29 protein-coding genes are annotated in these 23,970 nt (G+C 60.4%); 19 read left to right on the forward strand and 10 right to left on the reverse strand.

The window, feature by feature from the left end:
• The first annotated feature begins 11 nt into the window (after positions 1 to 11).
• The 3 genes from AC1DF8_RS31230 to AC1DF8_RS31240 all read left to right on the forward strand — a co-directional run bounded on the left by AC1DF8_RS31230 (position 12) and on the right by AC1DF8_RS31240 (position 1,118).
• The gene (locus tag AC1DF8_RS31230) at positions 12 to 446 is read left to right on the forward strand and encodes a DUF1801 domain-containing protein (protein WP_183881038.1); all 435 of its coding nucleotides are present in this window, start codon (positions 12 to 14) and stop codon (positions 444 to 446) included.
• 113 nt (positions 447 to 559) lie between these two features.
• Positions 560 to 736: a hypothetical protein gene (locus tag AC1DF8_RS31235; RefSeq protein ID WP_183881040.1), complete on the forward strand. Its 177-nt coding sequence runs from the start codon at positions 560 to 562 to the stop codon at positions 734 to 736.
• A 7-nt stretch (positions 737 to 743) separates the two neighbouring features.
• Entirely contained in the window at positions 744 to 1,118 is a 375-nt protein-coding gene (locus AC1DF8_RS31240) for a VOC family protein (RefSeq protein WP_478156475.1), read from the forward strand.
• Between the two features lie 6 nt (positions 1,119 to 1,124).
• On the opposite strand, the gene AC1DF8_RS31245 is transcribed toward AC1DF8_RS31240, so the two are convergent.
• From AC1DF8_RS31245 to AC1DF8_RS31255, 3 genes are read right to left on the reverse strand one after another with little or no spacing between them, the layout of a single operon-like run.
• Entirely contained in the window at positions 1,125 to 1,895 is a 771-nt protein-coding gene (locus AC1DF8_RS31245) for an SDR family oxidoreductase (protein ID WP_478156477.1), read from the reverse strand.
• Between the two features lie 25 nt (positions 1,896 to 1,920).
• Complete coding sequence (locus AC1DF8_RS31250) at positions 1,921 to 2,760, reverse strand: alpha/beta fold hydrolase (protein WP_478156479.1); 840 nt, start codon at positions 2,758 to 2,760, stop codon at positions 1,921 to 1,923.
• Positions 2,761 to 2,805: 45 nt separating this feature from the next.
• Positions 2,806 to 3,516, reverse strand: coding sequence for an alpha/beta fold hydrolase (locus AC1DF8_RS31255; RefSeq protein ID WP_478156481.1), 711 nt, complete (start codon positions 3,514 to 3,516; stop codon positions 2,806 to 2,808).
• Positions 3,517 to 3,675: 159 nt separating this feature from the next.
• On the opposite strand from AC1DF8_RS31255, the gene AC1DF8_RS31260 reads away from it, so the two are divergent.
• Positions 3,676 to 4,296 carry a CGNR zinc finger domain-containing protein gene (locus tag AC1DF8_RS31260; protein ID WP_478156483.1) on the forward strand — a complete coding sequence of 207 codons (621 nt, stop codon included), beginning with the start codon at positions 3,676 to 3,678 and terminating at the stop codon, positions 4,294 to 4,296.
• On the opposite strand, the gene AC1DF8_RS31265 is transcribed toward AC1DF8_RS31260, so the two are convergent.
• From AC1DF8_RS31265 to AC1DF8_RS31285, 5 genes are all read right to left on the reverse strand, one after another.
• The gene (locus AC1DF8_RS31265) at positions 4,283 to 4,744 is read right to left on the reverse strand and encodes an SRPBCC domain-containing protein (RefSeq protein ID WP_113017123.1); all 462 of its coding nucleotides are present in this window, start codon (positions 4,742 to 4,744) and stop codon (positions 4,283 to 4,285) included. The two genes, AC1DF8_RS31260 and AC1DF8_RS31265, sit on opposite strands and share 14 nt — an antisense overlap.
• On the reverse strand, positions 4,744 to 5,088 hold the full coding sequence (locus AC1DF8_RS31270) for an ArsR/SmtB family transcription factor (protein ID WP_112970618.1): 345 nt from the start codon (positions 5,086 to 5,088) through the stop codon (positions 4,744 to 4,746). The genes AC1DF8_RS31265 and AC1DF8_RS31270 overlap by 1 nt, the downstream gene beginning before the upstream one ends.
• Positions 5,088 to 5,771 carry a glutathione S-transferase family protein gene (locus AC1DF8_RS31275; protein WP_478156486.1) on the reverse strand — a complete coding sequence of 228 codons (684 nt, stop codon included), beginning with the start codon at positions 5,769 to 5,771 and terminating at the stop codon, positions 5,088 to 5,090. The genes AC1DF8_RS31270 and AC1DF8_RS31275 overlap by 1 nt, the downstream gene beginning before the upstream one ends.
• 83 nt (positions 5,772 to 5,854) lie before the next feature.
• Complete coding sequence (locus AC1DF8_RS31280) at positions 5,855 to 6,568, reverse strand: class I SAM-dependent methyltransferase (RefSeq protein ID WP_478156488.1); 714 nt, start codon at positions 6,566 to 6,568, stop codon at positions 5,855 to 5,857.
• 45 nt (positions 6,569 to 6,613) lie between these two features.
• Complete coding sequence (locus AC1DF8_RS31285; protein ID WP_478156490.1) at positions 6,614 to 7,477, reverse strand: DMT family transporter; 864 nt, start codon at positions 7,475 to 7,477, stop codon at positions 6,614 to 6,616.
• Positions 7,478 to 7,564: 87 nt separating this feature from the next.
• On the opposite strand from AC1DF8_RS31285, the gene AC1DF8_RS31290 reads away from it, so the two are divergent.
• The 7 genes from AC1DF8_RS31290 (at position 7,565) to AC1DF8_RS31320 (ending at position 14,906) form a co-directional block, all read left to right on the forward strand.
• On the forward strand, positions 7,565 to 8,995 hold the full coding sequence (locus AC1DF8_RS31290) for an aminotransferase-like domain-containing protein (protein WP_478156492.1): 1,431 nt from the start codon (positions 7,565 to 7,567) through the stop codon (positions 8,993 to 8,995).
• A gap of 106 nt (positions 8,996 to 9,101) precedes the next feature.
• Complete coding sequence (locus AC1DF8_RS31295) at positions 9,102 to 10,505, forward strand: aminotransferase-like domain-containing protein (protein ID WP_478156494.1); 1,404 nt, start codon at positions 9,102 to 9,104, stop codon at positions 10,503 to 10,505.
• A gap of 375 nt (positions 10,506 to 10,880) precedes the next feature.
• Positions 10,881 to 11,249, forward strand: coding sequence for a DUF983 domain-containing protein (locus AC1DF8_RS31300; protein ID WP_478156496.1), 369 nt, complete (start codon positions 10,881 to 10,883; stop codon positions 11,247 to 11,249).
• 215 nt (positions 11,250 to 11,464) lie between these two features.
• Complete coding sequence (locus AC1DF8_RS31305; RefSeq protein WP_112970625.1) at positions 11,465 to 11,926, forward strand: nuclear transport factor 2 family protein; 462 nt, start codon at positions 11,465 to 11,467, stop codon at positions 11,924 to 11,926.
• A gap of 16 nt (positions 11,927 to 11,942) precedes the next feature.
• Positions 11,943 to 12,509 carry a TetR/AcrR family transcriptional regulator gene (locus AC1DF8_RS31310; protein ID WP_478156498.1) on the forward strand — a complete coding sequence of 189 codons (567 nt, stop codon included), beginning with the start codon at positions 11,943 to 11,945 and terminating at the stop codon, positions 12,507 to 12,509.
• 383 nt (positions 12,510 to 12,892) lie between these two features.
• The gene (locus AC1DF8_RS31315; protein WP_478156499.1) at positions 12,893 to 13,531 is read left to right on the forward strand and encodes a lysozyme family protein; all 639 of its coding nucleotides are present in this window, start codon (positions 12,893 to 12,895) and stop codon (positions 13,529 to 13,531) included.
• Between the two features lie 148 nt (positions 13,532 to 13,679).
• Positions 13,680 to 14,906, forward strand: a complete 1,227-nt coding sequence (locus tag AC1DF8_RS31320; RefSeq protein WP_478156512.1) for an NADH:flavin oxidoreductase/NADH oxidase family protein — start codon at positions 13,680 to 13,682, stop codon at positions 14,904 to 14,906.
• Between the two features lie 49 nt (positions 14,907 to 14,955).
• On the opposite strand, the gene AC1DF8_RS31325 is transcribed toward AC1DF8_RS31320, so the two are convergent.
• Entirely contained in the window at positions 14,956 to 15,525 is a 570-nt protein-coding gene (locus AC1DF8_RS31325) for a TetR/AcrR family transcriptional regulator (protein WP_112547937.1), read from the reverse strand.
• Positions 15,526 to 15,790: 265 nt separating this feature from the next.
• On the opposite strand from AC1DF8_RS31325, the gene AC1DF8_RS31330 reads away from it, so the two are divergent.
• From AC1DF8_RS31330 to AC1DF8_RS31340, 3 genes are all read left to right on the forward strand, one after another.
• Entirely contained in the window at positions 15,791 to 16,318 is a 528-nt protein-coding gene (locus AC1DF8_RS31330; protein ID WP_183848370.1) for a YkgB family protein, read from the forward strand.
• Positions 16,319 to 16,455: 137 nt separating this feature from the next.
• Entirely contained in the window at positions 16,456 to 17,400 is a 945-nt protein-coding gene (locus AC1DF8_RS31335; RefSeq protein ID WP_478156501.1) for a YeeE/YedE thiosulfate transporter family protein, read from the forward strand.
• A gap of 144 nt (positions 17,401 to 17,544) precedes the next feature.
• Positions 17,545 to 17,856 (forward strand): Dabb family protein, encoded by a 312-nt coding sequence (locus AC1DF8_RS31340; protein WP_112547944.1) that lies wholly within the window; start codon positions 17,545 to 17,547, stop codon positions 17,854 to 17,856.
• Positions 17,857 to 18,414: 558 nt separating this feature from the next.
• On the opposite strand, the gene AC1DF8_RS31345 is transcribed toward AC1DF8_RS31340, so the two are convergent.
• Complete coding sequence (locus AC1DF8_RS31345; RefSeq protein WP_478156503.1) at positions 18,415 to 19,629, reverse strand: MFS transporter; 1,215 nt, start codon at positions 19,627 to 19,629, stop codon at positions 18,415 to 18,417.
• Positions 19,630 to 19,914: 285 nt separating this feature from the next.
• On the opposite strand from AC1DF8_RS31345, the gene AC1DF8_RS31350 reads away from it, so the two are divergent.
• From AC1DF8_RS31350 to ccmI, 5 genes are all read left to right on the forward strand, one after another.
• Positions 19,915 to 20,163, forward strand: a complete 249-nt coding sequence (locus AC1DF8_RS31350; protein WP_018114518.1) for a hypothetical protein — start codon at positions 19,915 to 19,917, stop codon at positions 20,161 to 20,163.
• Positions 20,164 to 20,216: 53 nt separating this feature from the next.
• A complete protein-coding gene (locus tag AC1DF8_RS31355; protein WP_018114517.1) occupies positions 20,217 to 20,888 on the forward strand; it encodes a response regulator transcription factor in 672 nt (223 codons plus the stop codon).
• Positions 20,878 to 22,281, forward strand: coding sequence for a sensor histidine kinase (locus tag AC1DF8_RS31360; protein WP_112547934.1), 1,404 nt, complete (start codon positions 20,878 to 20,880; stop codon positions 22,279 to 22,281). The genes AC1DF8_RS31355 and AC1DF8_RS31360 overlap by 11 nt, the downstream gene beginning before the upstream one ends.
• Before the next feature lie 120 nt (positions 22,282 to 22,401).
• Positions 22,402 to 22,827 carry a hypothetical protein gene (locus AC1DF8_RS31365; RefSeq protein WP_112970638.1) on the forward strand — a complete coding sequence of 142 codons (426 nt, stop codon included), beginning with the start codon at positions 22,402 to 22,404 and terminating at the stop codon, positions 22,825 to 22,827.
• 99 nt (positions 22,828 to 22,926) lie between these two features.
• Positions 22,927 to 23,970 (forward strand): c-type cytochrome biogenesis protein CcmI (gene ccmI / locus AC1DF8_RS31370; RefSeq protein ID WP_478156506.1); only part of this gene is annotated, 1,044 nt, incomplete at its 3' end.

Genomic DNA, 23,970 nt, shown 5'->3' on the forward strand with positions numbered 1-23,970 from the left:
GGAGAGAGACCATGAAGAAAGCGGCGACCACAAAAAAGGAAACGGACCTGAAGGAAGTGTCTCCCTCCGAACGCATCGATGCCAAGATCGAGGAGTTGAGCGACTGGCGGGGCGAAACGCTCGCTCGCGTCCGGGCGATCATCCGCGCGTCCGATCCCGAGGTCGAGGAGACCTGGAAATGGCGCGGCGTTCCGGTCTGGGAACATGCCGGCATCATCTGCACCGGCGAAACCTACAAGACCGTCGTCAAGCTGACCTTTGCCAAGGGCGCTTCGGTGGAGGATCCGTCCAAGCTCTTTAATTCCAGCCTTGAAGGCAATACGCGCCGCGCGATCGATATTCACGAAGGCGAGAAAATCGACGAGGCAGCCCTGACAGCGCTGGTGCAGGCCGCGGTGGCGCTGAACACCGCGCGCAAACCGGCGGCGAAGAAAGCAGGCGCCTAGTTTTGCAGGCGAAAGGCGGTCCGGCCCGACTGGACATTGCCGACACCGCGGAGTGGGCTATGTGGAACCTTGCGCGCTGATTTCGATTAAAACCCGATAAGACGGAGGCTCTCTTGAAGGGTTACCTTCCCTATCTGCTGGGCGCACTGGCCGGAATGCTCATCGCGATTTTCCTGTCCAGTCTTTTGACGCTGACAGGAACGCCACAACTGGTTCTTTTCGCACTTCTGCCCGTCGCGGGCGGTGCGGTCGCCGAGCGTGCGGTCCGTCGCCGCTCCGGCAATTCCTGAGAGACCCATGGGACGGCTGAAGGAAATCGTCATCGATTGCGATGTGCCCTCCCGCGTCGCCCGTTTCTGGGCCGAAGCGCTCGATGGTTACGCGGTGCTGCCTTACGACGACGATGAAATCGCGCGTCTGGCAGCGCTCGGCCTGACACCCGAGACCGACCCGGTGGTGATAGTCGAAGGGCCTGGCACGCGCCTTTGCTTCCATCTTCGCAAGGGAGAGCGTCCGGCTCGCAACCGCGTTCATCTCGATTTAGCTGTCGACGACCGGAAAAAGGAAGTCGCGCGCCTGTTATCCCTGGGCGCGACTTTCGTGCGCGAAACGGCCGATTACACCGTGCTGAACGATCCCGAAGGCAACAATTTCTGTGTCACCTCCGACTAGTTCACGTCAGACCGACTTCACCTCGCCGCCATCCATGCGCAGCGTCGTGCCGGTCATCCAGTGCGCAGCCGGCGAGACGAGGAAGGCCATGAGTTCGGCGATCTCTTCCGGCTCGCCGTAGCGGGCAATGCCGGCTTCCTTCGGAAACCTGGCCGTCGCCTCTTCCGCCGTCATGTTGTGCAACGGCGCCCAGTGCTCCAGATAGCTGCGGCGGCGCCCGGTCATGACCGGCCCGGGCAGCACGCTGTTGACCTGCACGCCATCCTCGATGCCACGATCGGAAAAGCCCTTGGCGAGCGCCGAAATCGCCGCATTGATCGTGCCGACCGCAGCATAGGCCGCCTTCGGAAAGACCGCCGAGTTACCGGACATCAGCACGACGGAACCTTTGGTTTCCTTCAGTGCTGGCCAGGCGGCGATGGTCAGCCGCCGAGCGCCATGCAGCTTCAGCGCCATGCCGTCATCCCATTGTCGGTCTGTCATCTCGAACACGTCGATCTGCGGCACGGCGCCTGCAATGTTGAGCAGCGCATCGATCCGTCCGAAGGCGGCAAGCGCCTTGTCGACGATGCCCCGTGCCGCCGCCGGTTCCGCAAGGTCGGCATCGATGACCAGCGTTTTTGCGCCCGCCGCCTCGACAGCCTTGGCGGTCTCGGCGAGATTGGCCTTGTTGCGAGCAACGAGCACCAGCGCGGAAAAATCCTTTGCAAGCCGGATGGCCGTTGCCTGGCCGATGCCCTGGCTGGCGCCGGTAATGATGGCTACTCTGTCGGACATGATATCCCTCCTTTTTGCAGGCCTATCAACCGAGGAAGTCGCGGATCGCAGCGGCAATCTCGTCCGCATGCGTTTCGAGCGCGAAGTGGCCAGTGTCGAAGAATTTGATCACGGCATTAGGAATATCGCGGGCGAAGGCTTCTGCGCCCGGCGGCAGGAAGAAGGGGTCGTTCTTGCCCCAGACTGCGAGAAAGCGCGGCTTGTGGGTGCGGAAGTAATTCTGGAAGGTCGGGTAGAGTGCCACGTTGCTCTTGTAGTCGCCCATGAGATCGAGCTGCACATCGTCAGCACCGGGACGCGAGAGATAGAAATTGTCGAGCGAATAACCGTCGGGCGAAACTGTGGTCGGATCGGCAACGCCATGCGTATACTGCCAGATCGTTGTCTCCGGACCCAGAAAGGCCTTCAGCGCGGCACGGTTTTCTGCGCTGGCGTCCTGCCAGTAGGCCTGCACCGGATTCCATGCCTCGCTGAGGCCATCGACATAGGCGTTGCCATTCTGAGAAATGATGCCCGTGATCCGCTCCGGATGCTTCACTGCCAGGCGGAAACCGGTTGGCGCGCCATAGTCGAAGACATAGACGGCGTAGCGATCGAAGCCGACGATCTCGGTGAAGCGGTCGATCGTGTCCGCAATGCTGTCGAAGCTGTTGACCGCGGGATCGTCCGACTGGCCGAAGCCCGGAAGGTCGGGCGCGATGATGTGGTAACGATCGGCAAGCAGCGGGATCAGATCGCGGAACATGTGGCCGGAGGTCGGGAAGCCATGCAGCAGCAGTAGCTTCGGCGCGCCTTTGGGACCGGCCTCACGATAGGCGATCTTGATGCCGTCGACGGTGGTGTTGCGGTAGCTGATCTTGGTCATGGTCATGTTTCCTTCAGTTGAGATGAATGGCGATATGTCGGCCGTTCAGGCTTCGGCCACTGTTGCAGCGGCCTCGCGGATGACCTGCAGCACCGTCTCAGGTGCCGTTACCATCGGCGTATGATCGACAGCGAAGGGCCGCTGTATCGCCTGCATACGCTCGGCCATGAAGCGCTGGTTGGAGGCCGCGATCATCCGGTCGTCTTCGGCGACCAGGAACCAGGAAGGGCGATCCTTCCAGAGCGGTCGCCCGACCGGCACCGTGATGCAAGCAGGTGAAATCGGCCGTTGCACGGCAGCAAGTACTGCCAGTTCTTCATCCGTGGCATTCTGCGCATAGGCCGCGGCAAAGGCTTCCCGCGGGTAATAGATCAGGCCGTTTTCATCGGGCGCAAGCTGCGGCGCCCGCGGATCGAGGTCAGTGCGATAGAAGACATCGGCAACCGTCTCTCCCTCATCAGGGGCAAGGGCAGCAACGTAGACCAGTGCCTTCACATTCTCGTTCTGCACGCCGGCGATAACCGCTCCGGCATAGGCATGGCCGACGAGAACCACCGGCCCGTCCAAACGGTCCAGCGCCTGCGCAAGGGCTTTGACGTCATCGGCATAGGAGGTCAGCGGCAGCGGTGCGGCCGTCACCGCAAAACCGTCGGCGGCAAGCGGCGCGATCATCTTGGCCCAGCCGGAGCCGTCAGCCCAGGCCCCATGGACGAGCACGATATGCATAGTCTGCTGATCAATCGATTGCGACGGCATCTGCTTTCTCCCTTTTTCGAAGTAACCGTTTAAAGCGATGTAGAACGGTTATCCCGCCGACGTGTAACTTGTCAACAGGCTTTTGACAGGTTACATAAGAGCCGCATTTTCAAACGGGCTGCCCTACAGTTACGGTCTGCAGCCGAAATAGGACTTGTCATGGATAACCACTCTCCCGCCCTGTTTCTGGGTGATGCGCTGGCACTGGATTTCCTGAATTCGGTGGCGACGCCTGTCGACACGCCTGTTGATTGGATGGAAGACGGCGAGGGCCTGTTGCGCTGGCTGGAGCAGGCAAAGCTCGTCCCGCGCGAAACGCTCGAAAGCCTGCGTGCCCAAGCATTGCCGGGGGAACTCGACAAGGTCGCCGATCAGGCGCGCAATCTGCGCGAATGGTTCCGGACTTTTGTCCGCGATCACAAGGGAAAGCCGTTGAAGCCTCAGGCTTTGGCCGAGCTGGAACCGCTGAACCGCCTGCTTGAACGTGACGAGGGTTTCAGCCGTATCGTGGCGCGCCAGACGGAAGAAGGCGAGGTTTTCGAGTTCCGGCCGATGCGCAAATGGCGTTCGCCGGAAGCATTGCTGTTACCGGTCGGCGAGGCGCTCGGGCGCTTTGTCTGCTCCGAGGATTTTTCCAATGTGAAAGCCTGCGAGGGGCCGGTCTGCACTCTCTTGTTTGCCGACCATACACGCGGTCACCGCAGGCGCTGGTGCAGCATGGCAATGTGCGGCAACCGCGCCAAGCAGGCCGCACACCGCGACCGGATCAGGCAGGCGTAACCTTCATTTCTTCGATAAGCCGGTCGAAGCCGATACCCGTGCCGCTCTCTCTGATATCGCCGTCTTGGGAGTCTCCGAAGACGGCCTGCTCGGTAAAGGTCATCAGCGTCGTGGCGCCCCGTCCGGTAAGTTCCACCGTTACCAGTGACGAGGAGATGCTCTTGCCTGCCGTCAGCATCGTATAGGCATAGACGATGCGTTCGCGCGGGTGAATTTCGAGATAGTGGGCGCGCATCGCCTGCTCGGTCCCATCAGGCATGCGCCATGTCATGCGCTCGGCTCCGCCGATCTCGAAGTCGAAATGATCCTCCATCACCTGCCAGTCGGGATGACACGCTGTCCAGCGCCGCTTCAGCTGGTGGTCTGACCAGAAGCGGAAGGCATGCCCGACACTACCAGGCAGGTCGCGCTCGATGACGAAAGTCCGATGATTGACGGTGACACCCATCAGTGATCCTTTTCCTCAGGGGTTTCCGCCATCAGCAGGGCAAGGCGGTCGAAGGCGGCATGCATTTCGGCCTGTCGCTGCTCGAGCCACCGGTTGATGGCGCCGAAGGCCTGTTGCTGCATGCGATAGGTGCGCACGCGGCCGATCTTTTCCGAAATGACGATGCCGCTTTCCTCGAGAATGCGCAGGTGTTTCAGCACGGCCGGCAGACCGACATCGGCTGGCTCTGCCAGTTCCGTGACGGAGGCCGGTCCCCTGGCAAGCTGCTCGATGAAGCTGCGCCGATAGGGATCGGCGAGCGCCTGAAACATCCGGTCGAATTCGGCTGGCGCCGGCTCTGCCATTACATTGCCTCAAGATACCGCGCGGGCATCGCCTCCCGATAGGGAAACATCGAAAAATAGGGTTGCGCTTCCGACAGCACGCGTTTGACGGAAGGACGTTGTAACAGACGCTCCAGATAGGAGGAAAGCGCCCGCTGCTCCCTGGTGAACGGATGCACGATGGAGGCGAAGAACAATCCGGGCAAGGCCGCGCAATCGGCCATGGTGAAATCATCTCCCGTTGCCCAGCGCTTTTCCTGCATGTGGGCATCAATCATCTTGTAGGCCTGATCAAGCATAGCCCTCGCTTCCACCACGCCATGCGGATCATGAGCATCTGCCGGCCGGATCCTGTCGGTGACGACCTTCTGCATCGGCACACTGACATAGAGATCGTAGAACCGGTCCCAGAGCCGCACCTGCATCTGCGCCCCCGGATCATCGGGCAGAAGCCGCACCGGTCCCGGACAATGGGCCTGTAGATACTCTATGATGATGCTCGTTTCCGGTATCGTGCGCCCCGCCGCCCGATCATGCAGAATCGGAATCTTGCCGACCGGCCACTTGTCGAGCAACGCTGCGGCCGACTCCGGATTGCCGAAGTCGACGATCTCCGCGTCAAACGCAGTCCCATTTTCATAAAGGGCAATCAGCACCTTATGGCAGAAGGAGGCGAGGGGATGAAGATAAAGCGTCAGTGTCATTAATCCACCTATAGTTTCCAACTGAGGAAACTATAGCGTCGCCGTGATGGTACGGCAAGATACTTTCCAATAGCGGAAAGTTTTTATGCGTAAGCCACCCATCCCCTGAAGCTGAAGGCGGTGTAGAAAAGGGTGACACCCGAAAAGCCCGCCTCGCGCAACATGGTCTCCTCTTCCTCGGGTGCGAGGATATGCAGCCTTTCACGCATCGCCTTGCGCGCATTCTCGACGCGGGCGGGGTCTGTTCCATCGATGGCRCCAAAGGCGAGATGCCGATCGATCCATATCGATCGCTCCGGCTCGCTCTGCAGAAAGCTCATATGCGCAATCACAAAGGGCGCGCCGGACTTCAGGCGACGGCGAATTTGCAAAAGGGTTTCAAGCCGCTGCTCGATCGGGATGTGGTGAAACGTCAGAAGGCAGACGGCGGCATCGAACGGTCCCTCGGGCGCGACATCAATGTTGCCCTGATGAAAACCGATGCGGTTGCCGTGCTCTCCGGCGACCTGATGCGCCAGTTGCAGCATGTCGGCGGAGGGGTCGACGCCATCGAAAGTCCAGCCCGCCTGTGCCTCGGCAAGGGCTTTAAGCTCCAGCCCGCCACCGGCGCCGAGGACAAGAACGCGACCGTTGTCAGGCATGCGCTCTGCCATCAGCAACGTCGCCATCCGGTGCAGGCTTGAAAAGCCCGGAACCTGCCGCGGTGGGCCTTCGAGATAGGATTTGACGGCATCGCCGCTGAAGGCAGATGCCGCCGTGTGAGACGTGGAGTGGCCAGGATGATCGCCGTTCTTCATGTAACTTTTATTATTACATGATTTCTGGCCTGTCAATTCGTGGGCCTATTTCGCAAACTTGCGCGCCCCGGCGACGCAAAGAATGACGGCGACCGTTACCGCAAGCATGGACCAGCTCACCGTTTCCCGCAGCAATGTTGCGGCAAGCGCCAGGCCGAAGAAGGGCTGCAGCAGCTGCAACTGGCCAACGGCGGCTATTCCACCCTGCGCAAGGCCGCGGTACCAGAAGATGAAGCCGATCAGCATGCTGAAGAGCGAGACATAGGCGAGGCCCAGCATGGCCGGCGTCTGGATCTCGGCAAAGCTCGGCGGCCGGTAGGCGATGGCCGCGATGATCATGACAGGCAACGAAACCACCAGAGCCCAGGAAATCACCTGCCAGCCGCCAAGCCGGCGCGACAGCCGCGCACCCTCGGCATAACCGAGCCCGCAAACGATGATCGCGCCGAGCATCAGCGCATCGCCAACAGGCGAGGCGGTCAGTCCCTGCATCAGCGCAAAACCGGCCACAAGCCCGCTGCCGAGCAGCGAGAAGAGCCAGAAAGCCGGCTTCGGCCGCTCGCCGCCCCTGATGACGCCGAAGATCGCGGTTGCGAGCGGCAATAGGCCGATGAAGACGATGGAATGCGCCGAGGTCACATGCTGCAGCGCCAGCGCCGTCAGCAGCGGGAAGCCGACGACGACGCCGAGCGCTATGACGACGAGCGAGATGAGATCCTGCCGCGAAGGACGCTTTTCCCTAAAGACGATCAGCAGGCAGAGCGCCAGGATGCCGGCAATCGCCGCTCGCGCCACCGTCAGAAAAACCGGATCGAGCTGCATGACGGCCACGCGTGTGGCAGGCAACGATCCGCTGAAAATGAGCACGCCGATAAAACCATTGATCCATCCGGTCGCTGTGCGATCCATGTAGGCACTCCTTTGTTTGCCCCATGCTTATCCGCTTTCCGCACTGGCGCTGCCAGCCACAGTTCGATACAGTTTTCTGAAACTGTTATGGTGAAGGAAGCAGTACGGATGGACGAGCAGATACAGGCAGGCAGCCGGGTCGGCATGGTCATGGCGACCATCCGCCAGCGCATCGCCGGCCGCAGCCTCACACCCGGCGCCAAGCTGCCCTCGATCCGCAGCCTCTCGGGGTCTTTGAAAGTCTCGGCCTCGACCGTTGTCGATGCCTATGAGCGGCTGGTCGCCGAAGGCGCGATCCTCTCGCGCCCCGGCTCCGGCTTCTATGTCGCGAGCCAGACGGCCCCGCTCTCGCTCGCCGATATCGGCCCGAAGCTCGACCGCGCCGTCGATCCCTTCTGGGTATCGCGGCAATCGCTGGAGGCACAGGAAAGCGACCTCAAACCCGGCTGCGGCTGGCTGCCGCCCGCATGGCTTCCCGAAGAAGCGATCCGCCGAACCCTTCGATCCCTGTCGCGCGCCGATGCCGCAAGCCTCTCCGATTACGGCGCGCCCCTTGGCCTCAAGCCGCTGCGGCAGCTGATCGCACGCCGCGCGGCCGAGCGCGGCATCGAGGCATCGCCGGACCAGGTCATGCTCACCGAATCCGGCACGCAGGCGATCGATTTCCTCTGCCGTTTCCTGATCGAGCCCGGCGATACCGTGCTGGTGGACGACCCCTGTTATTTCAATTTCCATGCCCTGCTCAGAGCCCACCGCGCCAAGGTCGTCAGCGTTCCCTATACGCCCTCCGGCCCCGATATCGAGCTCTTCGCCGCAGCGCTTACCGAGCATCGGCCGCGCCTCTACATCACCAATTCCGCAATCCACAATCCGACCGGGGCCACGCTCTCGCCGGTTACAGCGCATCGGCTCCTGAAGCTTTCCGAACAACACGGCCTCACCATCATCGAGGACGATATCTTCGCCGATTTCGAACTGATGCCGGCACCGCGCCTTGCTGCCTTCGACGGCCTCGATCGTGTCATCCATATCGGCAGCTTCTCCAAGACGCTCTCGGCTGCCGCTCGTTGCGGCTTCATCGCCGCACGGCCGGAATGGATCGAAGGCCTGATCGACCTCAAGATCGCCACCTCCTTCGGCGGCGCCCGGCTGAATGCCGAACTGGTGCTTGGTGTGCTCAGCGACGGCAGCTATCGCAAACATGCCGAGGGCCTGCGCAGCCGCCTCTCGAAGGCGATGTTCGAGGTGACAACCCGGCTGAAATCACTGGGCATTCGCCCCTGGCTGGAGCCGCAGGCCGGCATGTTCCTCTGGTGCCATCTGCCGGATGGTCTGGATGCTGCGGCAGTCGCGCGCGCAGCACTTGCCCGGAATGTCGTGCTCGCGCCGGGCAACGCCTTCAGCCTGTCGCAATCCGCCACCGGCTTCATGCGGTTCAATGTCTCGCAGACGCTGGAAAGCAGGGTGTTTGATGTGCTTAGGGATGCGCTTAGGCAGGCGGAACGGTCCGCTGAGTGATACGCTGTCGCATGCCGATGTTTTAGGATGACAGGATCGCTGCCCAACAATATACAGTCAATTTCGGCCGGCCGTATCAGTCCGGATGCGCATTGTGGATTACGACATGAAAGACTGGCATCCAGACCTCAGCCTCTCTTCGAGCCCACGTTACATGGCAATCGCCGATCTGATCGAGATGGATTTGCGAAGCGGCGCACTGGCAGCGGGCGACAGGCTCCCTCCGCAGCGCGAACTCGCAAAGCGCCTCAACATCGATTTCACGACGGTGGCGCGCGGTTATGTGGAAGCGCAGAAGCGCGGGCTGGTGGACTCGCATGTCGGCCGCGGCACCTTCGTGACCGGCGGACCGGGCAGGGAACGGCGCGACCCTTTTGCCGATGCTGCGCCGGATCCGCGCCGGACATCGGTGGTCGATTTTTCGATGAACTTGCCGCCGGAGCCCGACGATCCGGAACTGCTGACCCATATGCGCGAAGGCATGTCGACGGTGGCTGCCAATCTCATTTCGCTGCTGCGCTATCAGGGATTTGGCGGTTCCAGCATGGACAAGGAGGCGGCTGCCATTTGGCTTGCCCGCCGCGGGCTGGTGCCGTCGCAGGAGCGCATCTTCGTCACGCCTGGCGCCCACCCGGCGCTGCTGGCGATCTTCGGTCTTCTGGCAAAGCCTGGCGAAACCGTGCTGTCGGAAAACATCACCTATCCCGGCATGCGCTCGATCGCCGCCCAGCTGCGCCTCAATCTCTCGGGTCTGCCGATGGATGAAGAGGGCATCCTGCCCGATGCCTTTGCAGAAGCCTGCGAGCGCTTGAAGCCGAAGGCGCTTTATCTCAATCCAACCTTGCAGAACCCCCTGACGCTGACCATTCCGGAAACGCGCCGCGAGGAAATCGCTGCCGTCGCCCGCAAATATCACGTGCCCGTTGTCGAGGACGATGCCTATGGCTTCATCCCGCTGCACGGCCCGCCGCCACTGGCCGCAATCGCGCCCGATCTCACCTGGCATATCGGCGGCCTCGCCAAATGCATCGGCGCCGGCCTGCGGCTGGCCTATGTGGTGGCGCCGGACACCAAGGCGATCTGGCCCTTCGTCAGCGCCATGCGCGCCAACAATGTCATGGCCTCGCCGATATCGGTGGCGCTCGCGACGCGCTGGATCGAGGATGGTACGGCAGACACGATCCTGCGCTTCATTCGCGCCGAGGCAGGTGCTCGCCAGCAGATGGTGGCGAATATCCTCCCCGAGGGCAGCTACAAGGCCGATCCGATCAGCTTCAACATCTGGCTGCCGCTCACCAATGGCTGGACCCGCTCCACTTTCGGCAGCCACATGCGCTCTTCAGGTATCGGGGTAGTCGCGAGCGACGCCTTCACGGCGGAAGGTGCAGCACCCGAAGCCGTCCGTGTTTGCCTGGGTGGTCCGATCGGCCGCGAGAGGCTTAAGGGCGCGCTGGACTTCATGGCCCATGCGCTGGAAGGCCCGCCGGAAATGTCGGCGTCTTTCTTCTGAGCCGTTGCTCCGCCTAACGCCTTCAATTCAATCAATAAAGACCCTGCCCCAAACCTCCCCGCAAGGGGAGGGACTCAATCTGCCGCGCTCGGCKGCCACTTATTCGGTGTTTCGGAAGGAGTGAAGGGGCGCCACAAGTTAGCCCTCCCCCTTGTGGGGAGGGTTGGGGAGGGGCTTTTGGCAAGCGCGCAATCTCGTCCGGTTAAGATTGGATCTTCCCTCCCTCGCGCCTCATGAGCCTAACCCAAAAGATCTCTGCGTCATTCTGACTAATGGACTGGCAATTCCCTTTCAATGTAACTATATTGTATGCATTCATTATGGGGCATTGAATGGATTTCCTGATGCCTCGCAAAGTCGAAAAGCGAGATCGCGATGGACACCGAATATCCTCCTCTCCCTCCGATGCAGACTGGCATCCGGGGCCGCTGCCCGCGCTGCGGACAGGGGCATATGTTCAAGGGTTTCCTCACGCTGCAGAAGGAATGCGAAGTCTGCGGGTTGGATTATTCCTTCGCCGATCCGGCTGACGGGCCTGCCTTCTTCGTCATCTGCTTTGCTTGCGTCCCAAGCGTGCTGCTTGGCGTGTGGCTGGAAGTCGCCTTCTCCGCACCGCTCTGGGTGCAGTTGGTGGTCACCGGCCCCTTCATGTTCGCCACCTGTATTCCGCCGCTGAGACCGCTGAAGGGATGGCTGGTCGCAAGCCAGTATTTCTATAAGGCCGAAGAGGGCAAGCTCGCCTGATCTCAGGCTGCCAAGGTCTGCTACTGTCAGGCATGCTGACCCTTCACAATGAAAGGCCGTTCGGAAAGCGAGCGGCCTTTTTTGCTGCCCGGGCCGTCACCGGATTTCTCCGAAGCCAAAATGCCGCAGGAGCCCGGTATTCAAGTCCATTGCATTTTCTGTACCGATCAGTACAATGAGTAACAATAGGTACAGATTCATCAAGGAGACCAGATATGCCTGCACCGCTTCCTCCCTTCACCCGTGAAACTGCAATCCAGAAGGTTCGCCTTGCCGAAGATGGCTGGAACAGCCGCGATCCGCAGCGCGTCTCGCTCGTCTACACGCCAGACAGCCAGTGGCGGAACCGCGCCGAATTCGTGACGGGCCGTGCCGAGATCGTCGCTTTCTTGACACGCAAGTGGGCAAAGGAGCTGGATTACCGGCTGATCAAGGAACTCTGGGCTTTCACCGACAATCGCATTGCCGTGCGTTTTGCCTATGAATGGCATGATGACAGCGGCAACTGGTTCCGCTCCTATGGCAATGAGAATTGGGAATTCGATGCGGAGGGCTTGATGCAGCGCCGTTTCGCCTGCATCAACGATCTGCCGATCAAGGAATCGGATCGCAAGTTCCACTGGCCGCTCGGCCGGCGGCCCGACGACCATCCGGGCCTTTCCGACCTCGGCCTTTGAGGCCTCAAGGTGAACTGTGAAGACCGTTTATGAACGTGCTGATGTCGTGCCGCTGCTCGCAGAGATCTTCCGCGAGCTCGGCTACGAGGGCACGACGTTGAGCCGCATTACCGAGCGCACCGGCATCGGCAAGGGCAGCCTCTATCACTTCTTTCCTGGCGGGAAAGAAGAGATGGCGGCGGCCGTCCTTGCCGATGTCGACGGCTGGTTCGAACGCGCCATCTACGAGCCGTTGCGCCGCGACGATGCCGGGGCGGCGATCGATGCGATGTGGGCCAATGTAATGGACTATTTCCGTTCCGGCAGCCGCATTTGCCTCGTCGGTGCCTTTGCGCTGGACGAAACGCGGCAGCGCTTCTCGCCCGTCATCAGGGATTATTTCGTCCGTTGGATCGAGGCGCTGCGCCAGGCACTGATCCGCGCCGGCTACGCCGAGGATATCGCGCTTGCCGCGTCCGAAGAAGCCGTTTCGGGCATCCAGGGCGCACTGGTGCTCTCGCGGGCGCTGGATGACAAGGATATGTTCCGCAGGACCCTTGGTCGATTGGCCGTCAGGCTGGCTGCGACGAGACTTGGGGAATAGTCCGTGGCCGCCGCGGCTGGAGCGCAGATGACGCCAATGCAGAAGGCTGCGAGTGAGGGGTTCAGGACATCCTCACTCGTCAGGATTGTGTTTAAGAGTCGTTCTGGGAGGGCAGACGGACCGGGCGCGGATTCTCGCGTTGCGTGCGTACCTGGCGCCATTCGTTTTCCATCTGGTCGACGACGTGCTGGGGGATCTTGGTCGGAGTTTCTGCGGTGGTCGGCATCGTGTCCCTCTCTTCCTCAGCAAGAGTGTGCTTGCGGATGGAGGCATCGCACAAGAAAAACAGCGTGTAAATCTACCCCGGTCACACTTGAAACGATTAAAAAAATTTCAATCGATTAAGCGGACATTAACCACAGCAGGCCTCGGAGAAAAGCATCATGACCGTCCCACTCGACCGGCAATTCTTCTTCGACACTGTGCAGCACAGCCTGTTCAAGGGCAGCCTCACGCCGGCCCAGATCGAAGGCATGAACGCGATGCTCGACTACTGGAACGCGAATTTGGCTACCGCTGATCGGCGCTGGTTGGCCTATATATTAGCGACCGCGTTTCATGAGACTGCTTACACCATGCAGCCTGTACGCGAGACGCTGGCGACGAGCGATTCGCGCGCCGTGGAAATTCTCGAGACCGCCTTCGCTTCGGGTCGGCTCTCCTGGGTGAAGTCGCCCTATTGGCGGGCGGATGAGGACGGCAAGTGCTGGCTCGGCCGCGGGCTGGTGCAGCTCACCCACAAGAGAAACTATGAGGCGATGAGCGAGGTAACCGGCATCGATCTCGTCGCTCATCCCGATCGCGCCATGGAAATGGCGCCGGCTGTGACGATCCTGATCGAGGGCATGCTGCGCGGCAGCTTCACCAGCCACCGGCTTTGCGATCACCTCAATGAGGAAAGGGAAGACTGGGTCAACGCGCGCCGCATCGTCAACGGCACCGACAGGGCCGAGAAGCTCGCCGACTATGCGCAAACCTTCCTCGCGGCGATCAGCATGGAGCAATGCGGTTCATCGACTTGATCTCCACGCCTCAGGTCGGCGAGCCTCAACGATGTCGAAACTGCTGGGAGGCTGACGACTTCCAACTGCTAGCCGACACACTATCGCGACGATGCAACTGACATTGTCCTGCCACCCGTTTTCAGCGATAAATTGAATGTCGAGGGTAATGGTCGTGAGAGATCTAAAGCGAAGTCGTGGGCCACTGTTTGAACCGCTTCAGCTGCCTTGCGGTTTGACCCTTGGTAATCGAATTGCAAAATCAGCGATGTCGGATTCACTGGGCGACGGAACTGGGCATCCGACCGCTTCGCAGATGAGGCTTTATCAACGCTGGGCCGAAGGTGGATTGGCCCTATCCATAATCGGAGAGGTCCAGCTTACCTCCGGGTATGCCGAAAACCCCGGCAACCTGGTGCTCAACGAAGCATCGGACCTCGAACCGTTCCGGAAACTTGCTCTGCACGGCAGCGAAAACGGCACTGGGCTTTGGCTGCAGCTCGGTCACGCTGGAGCCCTTGCCTATGCACCGACAAGCAACCCGAGGGGTCCGAGTGCTTTCGACCTCCAGGGCCTGCGTTGCGCGGAAATCACATTGACGGAACTAGGCCGATTGCCCTCGCAATATGCAACGACAGCCCGGCTAGCGCAGCAGGTCGGGTTTGGCGGTGTGCAGATTCACGCGGCACATGGATTTCTGCTGAGCCAGTTTCTTTCACCGCTGTTCAACAGGCGGCGCGATGCATACGGAGGGGAGATCGCCCATCGTATGCGGATTCTGCTGGAAGTTATCGAAGCCACCCGGGTCGCTGTCGGGCCGGCTTTCCCGATCGCCGTGAAACTGAATTCTTCGGACGAGCTAGAAGGAGGGTTCGACGAAGATGACGCGCTCGAAGTGGTGGCGGCGCTGGACCGATCTTCGATCGACCTGATCGATATCAGCGGCGGGACTTACTTTCCTGGCGCAAAATCAGCCTCCGACAGGGCGGGCCGGGGGCCCTACTTCCTCGATTTCGCGAAACGCGCACGCGCTGTCACAACCAAGCCTCTTATGCTGACAGGCGGTTTCAAGACTCGCGGGCAGGCTGAAGACGCCGTGACATGCGGTGCCATTGACATTGTCGGTCTTGCGCGCGCGCTCGTCCTTGAGCCTTCTCTTCCCAATCTTTGGAAAGAAGACCAGAAATCGGAGCCGTCCTTTCCCAGGTTCCCGGACGCTCCGGAGGGTGGGATCACAGCATGGTACACGATGCGGCTCGCCGCGATCGGTGTTGACTACGATCCACCCGATTCTAGCGGACTCGAACAGGCCGTCCGCGACTATGCGGAACGGGACAAGCATCGAACAAAAGTCTGGTTGGCTCACTTTGCCAACGAGGCAGCCGGAAGCAGCTGAAGCCGACGACGCTGCCATTATGGCGGAAGGAGCGATTATCGGTTTCCGACTAATCGCGTTCCATCGTCGCGAGGATAGCCGCGGCCATCCGTTTCGCCTGGCGGCCGGGCTCCGCTGTGCGAACCACTTGGGCTACGGCCGTTGCTCCCTCATGAAGAATATTGATTTCGTCCGCCACACGTCTCGGATCACGGAACCGTGCAGCATGAGCAAGTTCTTCGAAATAAGCGAGCGTCAGGCGCTTGTGCATGCTGGCGGCACGAAACACAGGATCGACGATGTCCTTGTGTTCTCCGGTAGCGGCCATAAAGCTGCAGCCCCTGAAGTCTTTGTCCTTGAACCAGAGCTGCAGAAAGTCGAACGTCAATAAAATCCGCTCTGCCGGATCACTGGCACGCTTTTCCACAAACTCCCGCATCTCACGGCGATCCTCCTCGTCGCGCCGCTCGAGCGCGGCAACGATCAGATCCTCCTTCGTCTCGAAGTGCCGATACAACGTCGTTTTCGCGACGCCGCTTTCCGCGATAATCAAATCGACCCCCGTTGCCTGATAGCCCTTCTGGTTGAACAGGCGGAGGGCCGTTTCAAGAAGATGGTCCCTGATCTCTGATCGCCGCATTGTCACCCCTCAAACAGAACTGATCTGTAGCGACAATTAGGTATTCCAGCAACCAAAGGCAACGCGCAAGCGCAGGAAGATTCCTTTAGACGCCACTTCTGCCAAGCCAGCCCGCATGTCTTCACTATCGAAGGGCGTTGACGATCGCGCTTTCGTGATTTGGAAACGATACAGTTCTGTAGTATTTCGTTTATAACGATACAGATTTGTATCGTTTTCTATGGAGGCGAGGAACCTCTGGAGATCAATTCAATGGGAGAAGGAAATGACCCAAGCTATCAATCGTCTCGGCAAGCAGCCGGCGTCCAGGAGCACCTTCGGCATCTTGCATCTGGCGGATACCTATGGCCGTTCGGCGACAACCGCCGGCCTCTATGTCTCGATCACCGTGATTTATGCCTGGTTCGGCGGCATGAAATTTACTGCCTACGAAGCGCAGGGACTGGTCGATCTGGTCAGTAACAGCGCCCTTGTAAGCTGGATGTATGCGATCTTCAGTGTTCAAGGTTTTTCGAGCTTTCTTGGCGTCCTGGAACTGAGTATCGGCGCACTGATCGCAGCAAGGTTCATTAGCCCGGTCTACTCGTTGCTGGGAGGCGTCCTGTCTTCGGGACTGTTCGTCACCACCATCAGCTTCATGGTGACGACCCCTGGCGTGATTGTTCCCGAGCTCGGGTTCCCGGCCATTTCCGTCGCTCCTGGACAATTCCTGCTCAAGGACGTCGGGCTACTAGCGCTATCCCTTTGGATTGCAATGGATTCCCTTCTCGCGATCCGGTCCGCCAGAGCCTAGATCCGAAAGCTCGCCAGTTAGCCTTTGGTGCGAACGCCCCGATCCAGCTCGGATCGGGGCGTTCGCCATTCACTGAAGGCGAAACTCGTGCCATTCTGCGAAGCGCGATCTTCTTTTCTGAACGGAGGATTGGTGCTGTGGACGGATTGCCCGGCGGTGCGGAGCCAGCAGGTTTCGAGACATGGGCGGGTTTCAGCGTTATCGGTACGCTGAGCTTCGTACTCGGCTTCGCGATGAACTACGGTTCTATCTGCACCTTCATCGCTACGACCGAGCTGGTTTCCGAGCGCCGACCTGCACGATTTCTTGCTTTGGCCGAATGCGCGGTATGGGCTGGCGTCGGATATATTGTCCTCGATACGTTGCCGACCATGCATGCTGAATGGTCTCCTTTGCTTCATATGGTCAGCGCAGCCATCCTCTTTGGCGTCGGCGTATACGTGAACGGTGCCTGCGTCTTTGGATCGGTCGGGCACTTTGGCAACGGGGACTTGGAGTTCGGCTTCACGTTCCTCGGTATTCTGGTCATCCTCTCCCTCGACTTTGCGCTCGAATTCCGCCCGGCACCGATGCCGATCAGCGCCGCACCGCCGCTTGCGCTGGGAGCGTTGCTCGTGGTTCTGTCCGCATTTCTCTTTCTAAGACTGGGCGTCTCTTTCAAATCCGAGACGAACTTTCGGCGGCTGACGCTAGCAATGGGTACGATCGGCATAACTTCGGCCACCTTGTCAGAGTTTGCCCCCCGCTTCTCGATCACCACCTCGGTTGGATCGATGCTTTCGATCCCAGTGACGAGTTCGCTCATTTTTGCCTGCATGTTCGGAGGCAGTCTCGTTTCGGCGAGAATTCGCGGCCATCGTTTTTCGCTAACCTGGCCGACATGGGGAAGTGTGTCGCGAAGGATAACGGGCGGGATGCTGATGGGCTTTGGCGCGCTCCTTATCCCTGGCGGAAACGACACCCTGCTGCTCGTCGGGCTCCCGATGGGAGCGTGGCAGGCCCTAATCGCCTACCTTCTTATGGTTGCGGCGCTTGCCGCGCTGATCGTTGGGTTTGGTTCAGCAGCGCGATCTTGGTCGTAACATCAGGCTCGCCCGTGCGGCTCAAGCTTTGTTGGTCAGTGACGCGACATTGTAGCCCGGTTGAAGGCCCGGGCGGCGCGTGTTATCGCCCGGTTGCCGGCCTTGAGAGCCTAGGCTCAGAGAATTGCCCCAGGAGTGTTCCGCGTGATCCGCCATATCGTCTTCTTCACCGTGCCGGAGGAAAACCGCGAGGCAGTGCGCAGGGGGCTCTCGATACTGACGGGTATCCCGCATGCGCTGAAGCTGGAGATCGGCGAAAACGTCAAGACCGACCAGTGGGGCAATGCTGTCGATTTTGTCGTCTACGGCGAATTCGAGAGTGAGGAAGCGCTCGCCGCCTACAAGTCGCATCCCGATTATGATCTCTCGACACGCACGGTAAAGCCGCTCCGCGATACCAGGACTGCGGCCGATTTCGATAGTGGCAAGGCAGTCACTACGCCCCTGCAGCATTGACGATCGCGACCGCGCCGCTTCGGCGAAAGGCCTATCCCGTTGAAAATGAATAAGTATTTTTCAAATTCCGGCATATTTGCCGTGATTTATCGGCTAAGTCATTGATTCTGTTTAAGTGATGCATCCAAGGCCAAAACCTCTTTTTAAATTCGATTTCAGCAAAGGCTGCCTCTGATTTTGAAATTCTTTACGCGAAGTTTTGAGGCAAAGTGGATCACTTATTCAGGATCAATGACTTAGCGCCCAAAACACCGCATTTAAGGCTCATTTTGAAAATTCTTATTCATATTCAAATGGATAGGGAGAAATTGGATGCTGCGCCGGTTGCCGATGAATCAATCTGTCAAGAGCCGGAATCAACCATTGAGGAAAAAGCTGCAAATGATTCAGAAGCTTAACGGATTTGCAGTCTTTGGTGCCGACTGACCGGGCTTCCTGCGCCGAGGGCAGGGCGCCGGTTCTCCGCTGGTTGTGGGGACATCATAATCAACAGATTTAAACGGCCGGCCTTGGAAGACGAGCCGGCCGCCGGCAAATGGGATGGGCTTCTCCTGTCGGTCAGGCTGGCTGGACGCTCGGTCTTGCGCCACGCACCAGTGCCATCAGCATCAAAACGAAAACCAGGGCGATGGCCGCAAGCGCTGCGCATATGATCACCGTCGGACCGGCGCCGGCGCGGTCGAGAACCGCGGTGAAGATGACGGGGGCGATCGCATTGGCGAGGTTCTGCGGCATCGACAGGCGGGCTGCCTGCAGCCCGTATTCCCTGGCCGAAAAAAGGGCGAGCGGAAGCAGCGCGCGCGCAACCGCCAGCACGCCGGAGCCGAAACCGTAGAGCAGCACGAAGGTGATGAGCAGAGGCGCCGACGGCGGCACGACGAAGAGCATCAGGAAGCTGAACAGCATCAGGCTGACGCCCATGACCGATGTCAGGATCGGATTGCCGCGCTTGCCGAGCAGCATGTCGAGCGCACGCGCCGAGATACCGATCACGCCGCGGGCCGAGCCAAGCTGCAGGGCAAGGGCCGGCGATGCGCCGGACTGGCGGAAGATTTCGAGCAGCGACGGCGAGACGCCGAAGGTGATGAAGGTGCAGAGCGTGGTGGAGATGGCAATCAGCAGGAAGGCTTTGCGCCGGTCGGCCGGCGAAAGCGCTACCGGTGGCATTTCGGCGGCGGCTCCCTGTGTATGGCTTGCGACCGGTTTCGGCAGGGCGAAGAGGTGCAGCGGCAGGCAGATGAAGAATTGCAGGCCGGCGCTGATGACGAACGTGATGCGCCAGCCGAAGTTTTCGTTGAGCAATGTCAGGATCGGCCAGAAAATGGTGGCCGAAAGACCGGTAAACAGCATGAGGATGGCGATGACGCGCTTGCCGTTCACGCCCTCGCGCTCCACGACGGCGGTGTAGCAGGGCGCCGAGAGACCGAGCGCGCCGCCGAAGCCGATCACCACCCAGGCAATGGCATAAAGGATGACATTCGTGGTGGCGGCCAGCAGCAGCAACCCGATCGCAAAGGTGATCGACGAGCCGGCCAGGACTTTTGCCGCGCCATAGCGGCCGAGCCAGCACCCGGTCGCAGGGCCGGCGAAGGCGCTGATGATCATCATGATCGTCAGGCCGGCGAAGATTGCCTCATTCGGAAGGCCCAGCGATGGCGCGATGACGCGTCCCATGACGCCGAGCATGTCGAAGGTGGTTCCCCAGCCGATAAGCTGGGTGACGGCGAGCACGCCAACCGTCTGCGCCGTACGGAGCGAAAATGATTTTTGCATGGATTTTGAAATGAAATGAATGAAGACGCGTCAAGCGATAGCAGCTTCAACCTGCTGGTGAAAGGCTCGATCGAACAGATCCACCACCGGTCCGACCGATGCCGGAATTTTCGTTGCGGAGGAATACATTACGACAGTTTCCGTCCATCATTCGGAAATCAGGTATATTTCGCGCAATAGTCGAGAATTGTTCTAAAAAACCTGCATAGCCGTGCATTCATTTGCCATTCAGGTCGCTTGAGTACATAGTCTGGGCAAGTTGGCATTACATTGAAAGCACAGCACATGGCCTCTCCTCTGAGCGTCGCAGCATTGGCCGCCGGCCTGGCGGTTTCGGCGCCCTCACCGGACGATACGCACACGCTTGTCCTGCGTGTGGCGGGCGATTGCAGCGCCGCAGCCCAGCAGGTCGTGGACGAGACGGGCGGCCAGCTTCTCTCCGTGCAGCCGGTGGGCAATAGCTGCATCATAACTGTTCTCGTTCAGGGTAACGGCCAGCGTCCGCGCAAGGTGACGGTAAAGGTTCCGATGTAAGCGGAATCGGCTTATCAAGGTTCCAGTGATTTGCAGCGGAAGAAGGCGAAGCGATGCGCATTCTGGTAGTCGAAGACGACGTCAATCTGAACCGGCAGCTGAGCGACACGCTCAAAGAGGCGGGATATGTCGTCGATCAGGCGTTCGACGGCGAGGAGGGCCACTTTCTCGGCGACACCGAGCCTTATGACGCGATCATCCTCGATATCGGTTTGCCCGAGATGGATGGCGTGACTGTCCTTGAAAAATGGCGTGGCGCAGGCCGCACGACGCCGGTGCTGATCCTGACCGCCCGCGACCGCTGGAGCGACAAGGTGGCCGGCATCGACGCGGGCGCCGACGACTATGTGACCAAGCCCTTCCATGTCGAGGAAGTGCTGGCCCGCATCCGGGCGCTGATCCGCCGGGCGGCCGGCCATGCCTCCTCCGAAATCGTCTGCGGCCCGGTGCGCCTCGACACCAAGACTTCCAAGGCGATCGTCAACGGCGTCACCCTGAAACTTACCTCGCATGAGTATCGCCTGCTTGCCTATCTCATGCATCACATGGGCGAGGTGGTCTCCCGTACGGAACTGGTCGAACATATGTACGATCAGGATTTCGACCGAGATTCCAACACGATCGAAGTCTTCGTCGGCCGCCTGCGCAAGAAGATGGGCGTCGATCTGATCGAAACGGTGCGCGGTCTCGGTTACCGCATCCAAGCGCCGACCAATGCGAATTAAGTCTCTCACCGCACGCGTGCTGCTTCTGACCACGGTCTGGTCGACAGTGGCGCTGGTGGTGATCGGCCTGTTGATCTCGACGCTCTACAGGCGCAGCGCGGAGCGCGGCTTTCAGGACCTGCTGCGCGCGCAGCTCTACAACGTCATCAATTCCGTCACGATCGGCGATCAGGGCGCGCTGTCAGGCAGTCCGCAGCTCGGCGACCTGCGTTTCGCCCAGCCGAAGACAGGCTGGTACTGGGTGGTCGAGCCGCTCGGCACCTATACGACCGCGCCACTCGTCTCGCCCTCGCTGGGGTCTGCGACGATCCCGGTACTCTCTGTCGTCGAAGCACCCTTCGACAAGAACTATGAACGCTACTACCAGGTGACGGACGCTTCCGGGAACAGGGTACAGGTGGCCGAAACCGAAGTGGTGCTCGACACCGATGGCCGCGCCGCACGCTTCCGCGTGACGGGCAATGTCGATGTCGTGGAAGACGATGTCCGCAATTTCTCCCACCGTCTCTATCTTGCGCTGGCAGGCTTCGGCGTCGGCAGTCTCATCGTCAACGCTCTCGCCATTCTCTACGGCCTCAAGCCGCTGGATAAGGCGCGCGCCGCTCTCGAGCGCATCCGCGCCGGCGAAAGCGAGCAGTTGAAGGGTGATTTCCCGCGCGAAATCCTGCCGCTTGCCAATGAGGTCAATGCGCTGATCGACAGCAACCGCCGCATTGTCGAGCGGGCCCGCATGCAGGTCGGCAATCTCGCCCATTCCCTGAAGACGCCGATTGCCGTGCTGCTCAATGAAGCGCGCGTGCTGGAGCGCTCGCATGGCGACCTCGTGCGCAATCAGGCCGAGGCCATGCAGGGACAGGTGCAAACCTATCTCAACCGCGCGCGCATCGCCGCCCAACGCGAATCCGTACTTGCGCGCACCGATGCCGAACCGGCGCTCGAACGGCTGGTGCGTGTCATGCGTCGCCTGAATGTCGAGACCGAGTTCGAGCTGATTGTCCAGCCGCCGCATCTCGCCGTCGCCATGGAACAGCAGGACCTCGAGGAGACGGTTGGCAACCTCCTCGAAAACGCCGCCCGTTTCGCCAAGAGCAAGGTGCGCCTCTCGGCAGTCGAAGCCGGTGACGACGTGAAGGGAACGGAAGCCAGCGCCCGCAAACATTGGGTGGAGCTTGCCGTCGAGGATGACGGCCCGGGGCTGGAGCCCGATCAGATCCGCGAAGCGCTGAAACGCGGCCGGCGGCTGGATGAAAGCAAGCCCGGAACAGGCCTTGGTCTCTCCATCGTCACGGAAATTTCCAATGAATACCAGGGTCGGCTGGAACTCTCCCGCGGAGAGTGGGGCGGGCTCAAGGCCAAGCTTATCCTGCCGGGTGTGACAAAGGATGTTGCATGAGCAACTGCTTGATGTCACAAAGATAGTGGCAAATGTATAGCATGCTTTGCCTTAATGCTGACACGGGGACTCTGCACTTCGATCGGCTGTTATTTCACCCCTGATCGTGGTTCGATTGCAATGACTCTACGTTCGCAAGGCATGATCGTTTCTTCCCTTCTCGTCGCCGTTGCGCTCTCTGGCTGCACGACGACGAAGGGCGCCACAACGCGCGGTCTCTTCGGCGGCAAGCCCCCGGCTTCCGCTGCTTTCATTTCGGCTTTGCAGGGTGGCATCGTCGGCCGCACCGGTGTGGAACTCAGCGACAGCGACAAGCAGCGGGCGCTGGAAGCCGAATATCGCGCCCTGGAAGGAGCCGCCGTCGGCCAGCCGGTCACCTGGACCGGCCGAGACGCCAATGGCAGCGTCGTGGCCGCAGCGCCCTATCAGGTCGGTTCGCAGAACTGCCGCCAGTACACCCATACGGTCACTGCCGACGGCAAGGATACGCTGGCGCGCGGTGTCGCCTGTCGCAACGAAAACGGCACCTGGTCGCCGCTCGGTTGATCTCTTTTTCCCGCTATCCTTGCGGCCAAAAGCCTCAAATCTTCGTCAACACGGCATTGGCAGTTGGAATGAGGGCGCGCTTCAAGTATTTGGGCCAATATGCTGTTCTGGATTCTCGTGGCCGTCCTGACGGCGGCCGTTGCCGCCATTCTGCTTTACCCTCTTTTGCGTGGAGCAAAGACGGTGGAGGATACGCACGCCGGTGAAGCGGCTGTCTATCGCGATCAGCTTCGCGAACTCGACAGGGATCTCTCGGGCGGACTGATCAGCGCCGATGAGGCCGAATATGCGCGCGCCGAAATTGGCCGGCGGCTGATCGCCGTTTCCGGTGCTGCTCCAGCCGAACTGCGCAAGCCGGCGCGGCATCACCGCTTGACCGAAGCCTTCATCGTGCTGCTCCTGCCCGTCATTGGGCTCTGTCTTTACATGAATACCGGCAGGCCCGACCTGCCGTCGCAGCCGCTGGAGGCACGGCTTGCCAATCCCGGCAATGATATGGCCGTCCTTGTCGCCAAGGCGGAGCGGCATTTGGCGCAGAACCCTGACGACGGCAAGGGCTGGGATGTGCTGGCGCCGATCTATTTCAGCACCATGCGCGTTTCCGATGCCGAGACCGCCTATCGCAACGCTATCCGCCTGCTCGGCCCGAGCCCCGCGCGTCTCGACGGTCTTGCCGAAACGCTGATGGCGGTCTCGGAAGGCGTGGTGACGGAAGATGCGCGCAAGCTGCTCGAACAGTCGCTCTCCCTCGAGCCGAACAATYCGCGTGCACGTTTCTACATTGCCTTGAGCCTGGAGCAGGCGGGTCAGCCGGAAGAGGCGCGGAGCGCTTTCGAGACATTGGCGAAGCAATCGCCTGCCGATGCCCCCTGGCTGCCGCTGGTCAACGAGCATATCGCCAAGAATGGCGGTCCGGCGGCAGCGCCCGAGGCCCAGCCCGCGGCGCCGGGCGGCCCGACTTCCGAGGATGTGGCTGCGGCTGAGAATCTGAGTAGCGGCGACCGTCAGCAGATGATCCGCGGCATGGTGGAAAGCCTCGATGCGAAGCTGTCAGCTGATCCCAACAATTTCGAGGGCTGGATGCGTCTCGTCCGCTCTTACGCCGTATTGAACGACAAGGATCGCGCCGCGGGCGCTCTGAAG

This window comes from Rhizobium sp. 05N49, from assembly GCF_056396805.1.

Excerpts from the sequence above, each read along its gene's own strand:
- AC1DF8_RS31230 (WP_183881038.1), top strand. The coding sequence starts at position 12 with ATGAAGAAAGCGGCGACCACAAAAAAGGAAACGGACCTGAAGGAAGTG.
- AC1DF8_RS31240 (WP_478156475.1), top strand. The coding sequence starts at position 744 with ATGGGACGGCTGAAGGAAATCGTCATCGATTGCGATGTGCCCTCCCGC.
- AC1DF8_RS31245 (WP_478156477.1), bottom strand. The coding sequence starts at position 1,895 with ATGTCCGACAGAGTAGCCATCATTACCGGCGCCAGCCAGGGCATCGGC.
- AC1DF8_RS31250 (WP_478156479.1), bottom strand. The coding sequence starts at position 2,760 with ATGACCAAGATCAGCTACCGCAACACCACCGTCGACGGCATCAAGATC.
- AC1DF8_RS31255 (WP_478156481.1), bottom strand. The coding sequence starts at position 3,516 with ATGCCGTCGCAATCGATTGATCAGCAGACTATGCATATCGTGCTCGTC.
- AC1DF8_RS31260 (WP_478156483.1), top strand. The coding sequence starts at position 3,676 with ATGGATAACCACTCTCCCGCCCTGTTTCTGGGTGATGCGCTGGCACTG.
- AC1DF8_RS31265 (WP_113017123.1), bottom strand. The coding sequence starts at position 4,744 with ATGGGTGTCACCGTCAATCATCGGACTTTCGTCATCGAGCGCGACCTG.
- AC1DF8_RS31270 (WP_112970618.1), bottom strand. The coding sequence starts at position 5,088 with ATGGCAGAGCCGGCGCCAGCCGAATTCGACCGGATGTTTCAGGCGCTC.
- AC1DF8_RS31275 (WP_478156486.1), bottom strand. The coding sequence starts at position 5,771 with ATGACACTGACGCTTTATCTTCATCCCCTCGCCTCCTTCTGCCATAAG.
- AC1DF8_RS31285 (WP_478156490.1), bottom strand. The coding sequence starts at position 7,477 with ATGGATCGCACAGCGACCGGATGGATCAATGGTTTTATCGGCGTGCTC.
- AC1DF8_RS31290 (WP_478156492.1), top strand. The coding sequence starts at position 7,565 with ATGGTGAAGGAAGCAGTACGGATGGACGAGCAGATACAGGCAGGCAGC.
- AC1DF8_RS31295 (WP_478156494.1), top strand. The coding sequence starts at position 9,102 with ATGAAAGACTGGCATCCAGACCTCAGCCTCTCTTCGAGCCCACGTTAC.
- AC1DF8_RS31300 (WP_478156496.1), top strand. The coding sequence starts at position 10,881 with ATGGACACCGAATATCCTCCTCTCCCTCCGATGCAGACTGGCATCCGG.
- AC1DF8_RS31305 (WP_112970625.1), top strand. The coding sequence starts at position 11,465 with ATGCCTGCACCGCTTCCTCCCTTCACCCGTGAAACTGCAATCCAGAAG.
- AC1DF8_RS31315 (WP_478156499.1), top strand. The coding sequence starts at position 12,893 with ATGACCGTCCCACTCGACCGGCAATTCTTCTTCGACACTGTGCAGCAC.
- AC1DF8_RS31320 (WP_478156512.1), top strand. The coding sequence starts at position 13,680 with ATGGTCGTGAGAGATCTAAAGCGAAGTCGTGGGCCACTGTTTGAACCG.
- AC1DF8_RS31325 (WP_112547937.1), bottom strand. The coding sequence starts at position 15,525 with ATGCGGCGATCAGAGATCAGGGACCATCTTCTTGAAACGGCCCTCCGC.
- AC1DF8_RS31330 (WP_183848370.1), top strand. The coding sequence starts at position 15,791 with ATGACCCAAGCTATCAATCGTCTCGGCAAGCAGCCGGCGTCCAGGAGC.
- AC1DF8_RS31345 (WP_478156503.1), bottom strand. The coding sequence starts at position 19,629 with ATGCAAAAATCATTTTCGCTCCGTACGGCGCAGACGGTTGGCGTGCTC.
- AC1DF8_RS31350 (WP_018114518.1), top strand. The coding sequence starts at position 19,915 with ATGGCCTCTCCTCTGAGCGTCGCAGCATTGGCCGCCGGCCTGGCGGTT.
- AC1DF8_RS31355 (WP_018114517.1), top strand. The coding sequence starts at position 20,217 with ATGCGCATTCTGGTAGTCGAAGACGACGTCAATCTGAACCGGCAGCTG.
- AC1DF8_RS31360 (WP_112547934.1), top strand. The coding sequence starts at position 20,878 with ATGCGAATTAAGTCTCTCACCGCACGCGTGCTGCTTCTGACCACGGTC.
- AC1DF8_RS31365 (WP_112970638.1), top strand. The coding sequence starts at position 22,402 with ATGACTCTACGTTCGCAAGGCATGATCGTTTCTTCCCTTCTCGTCGCC.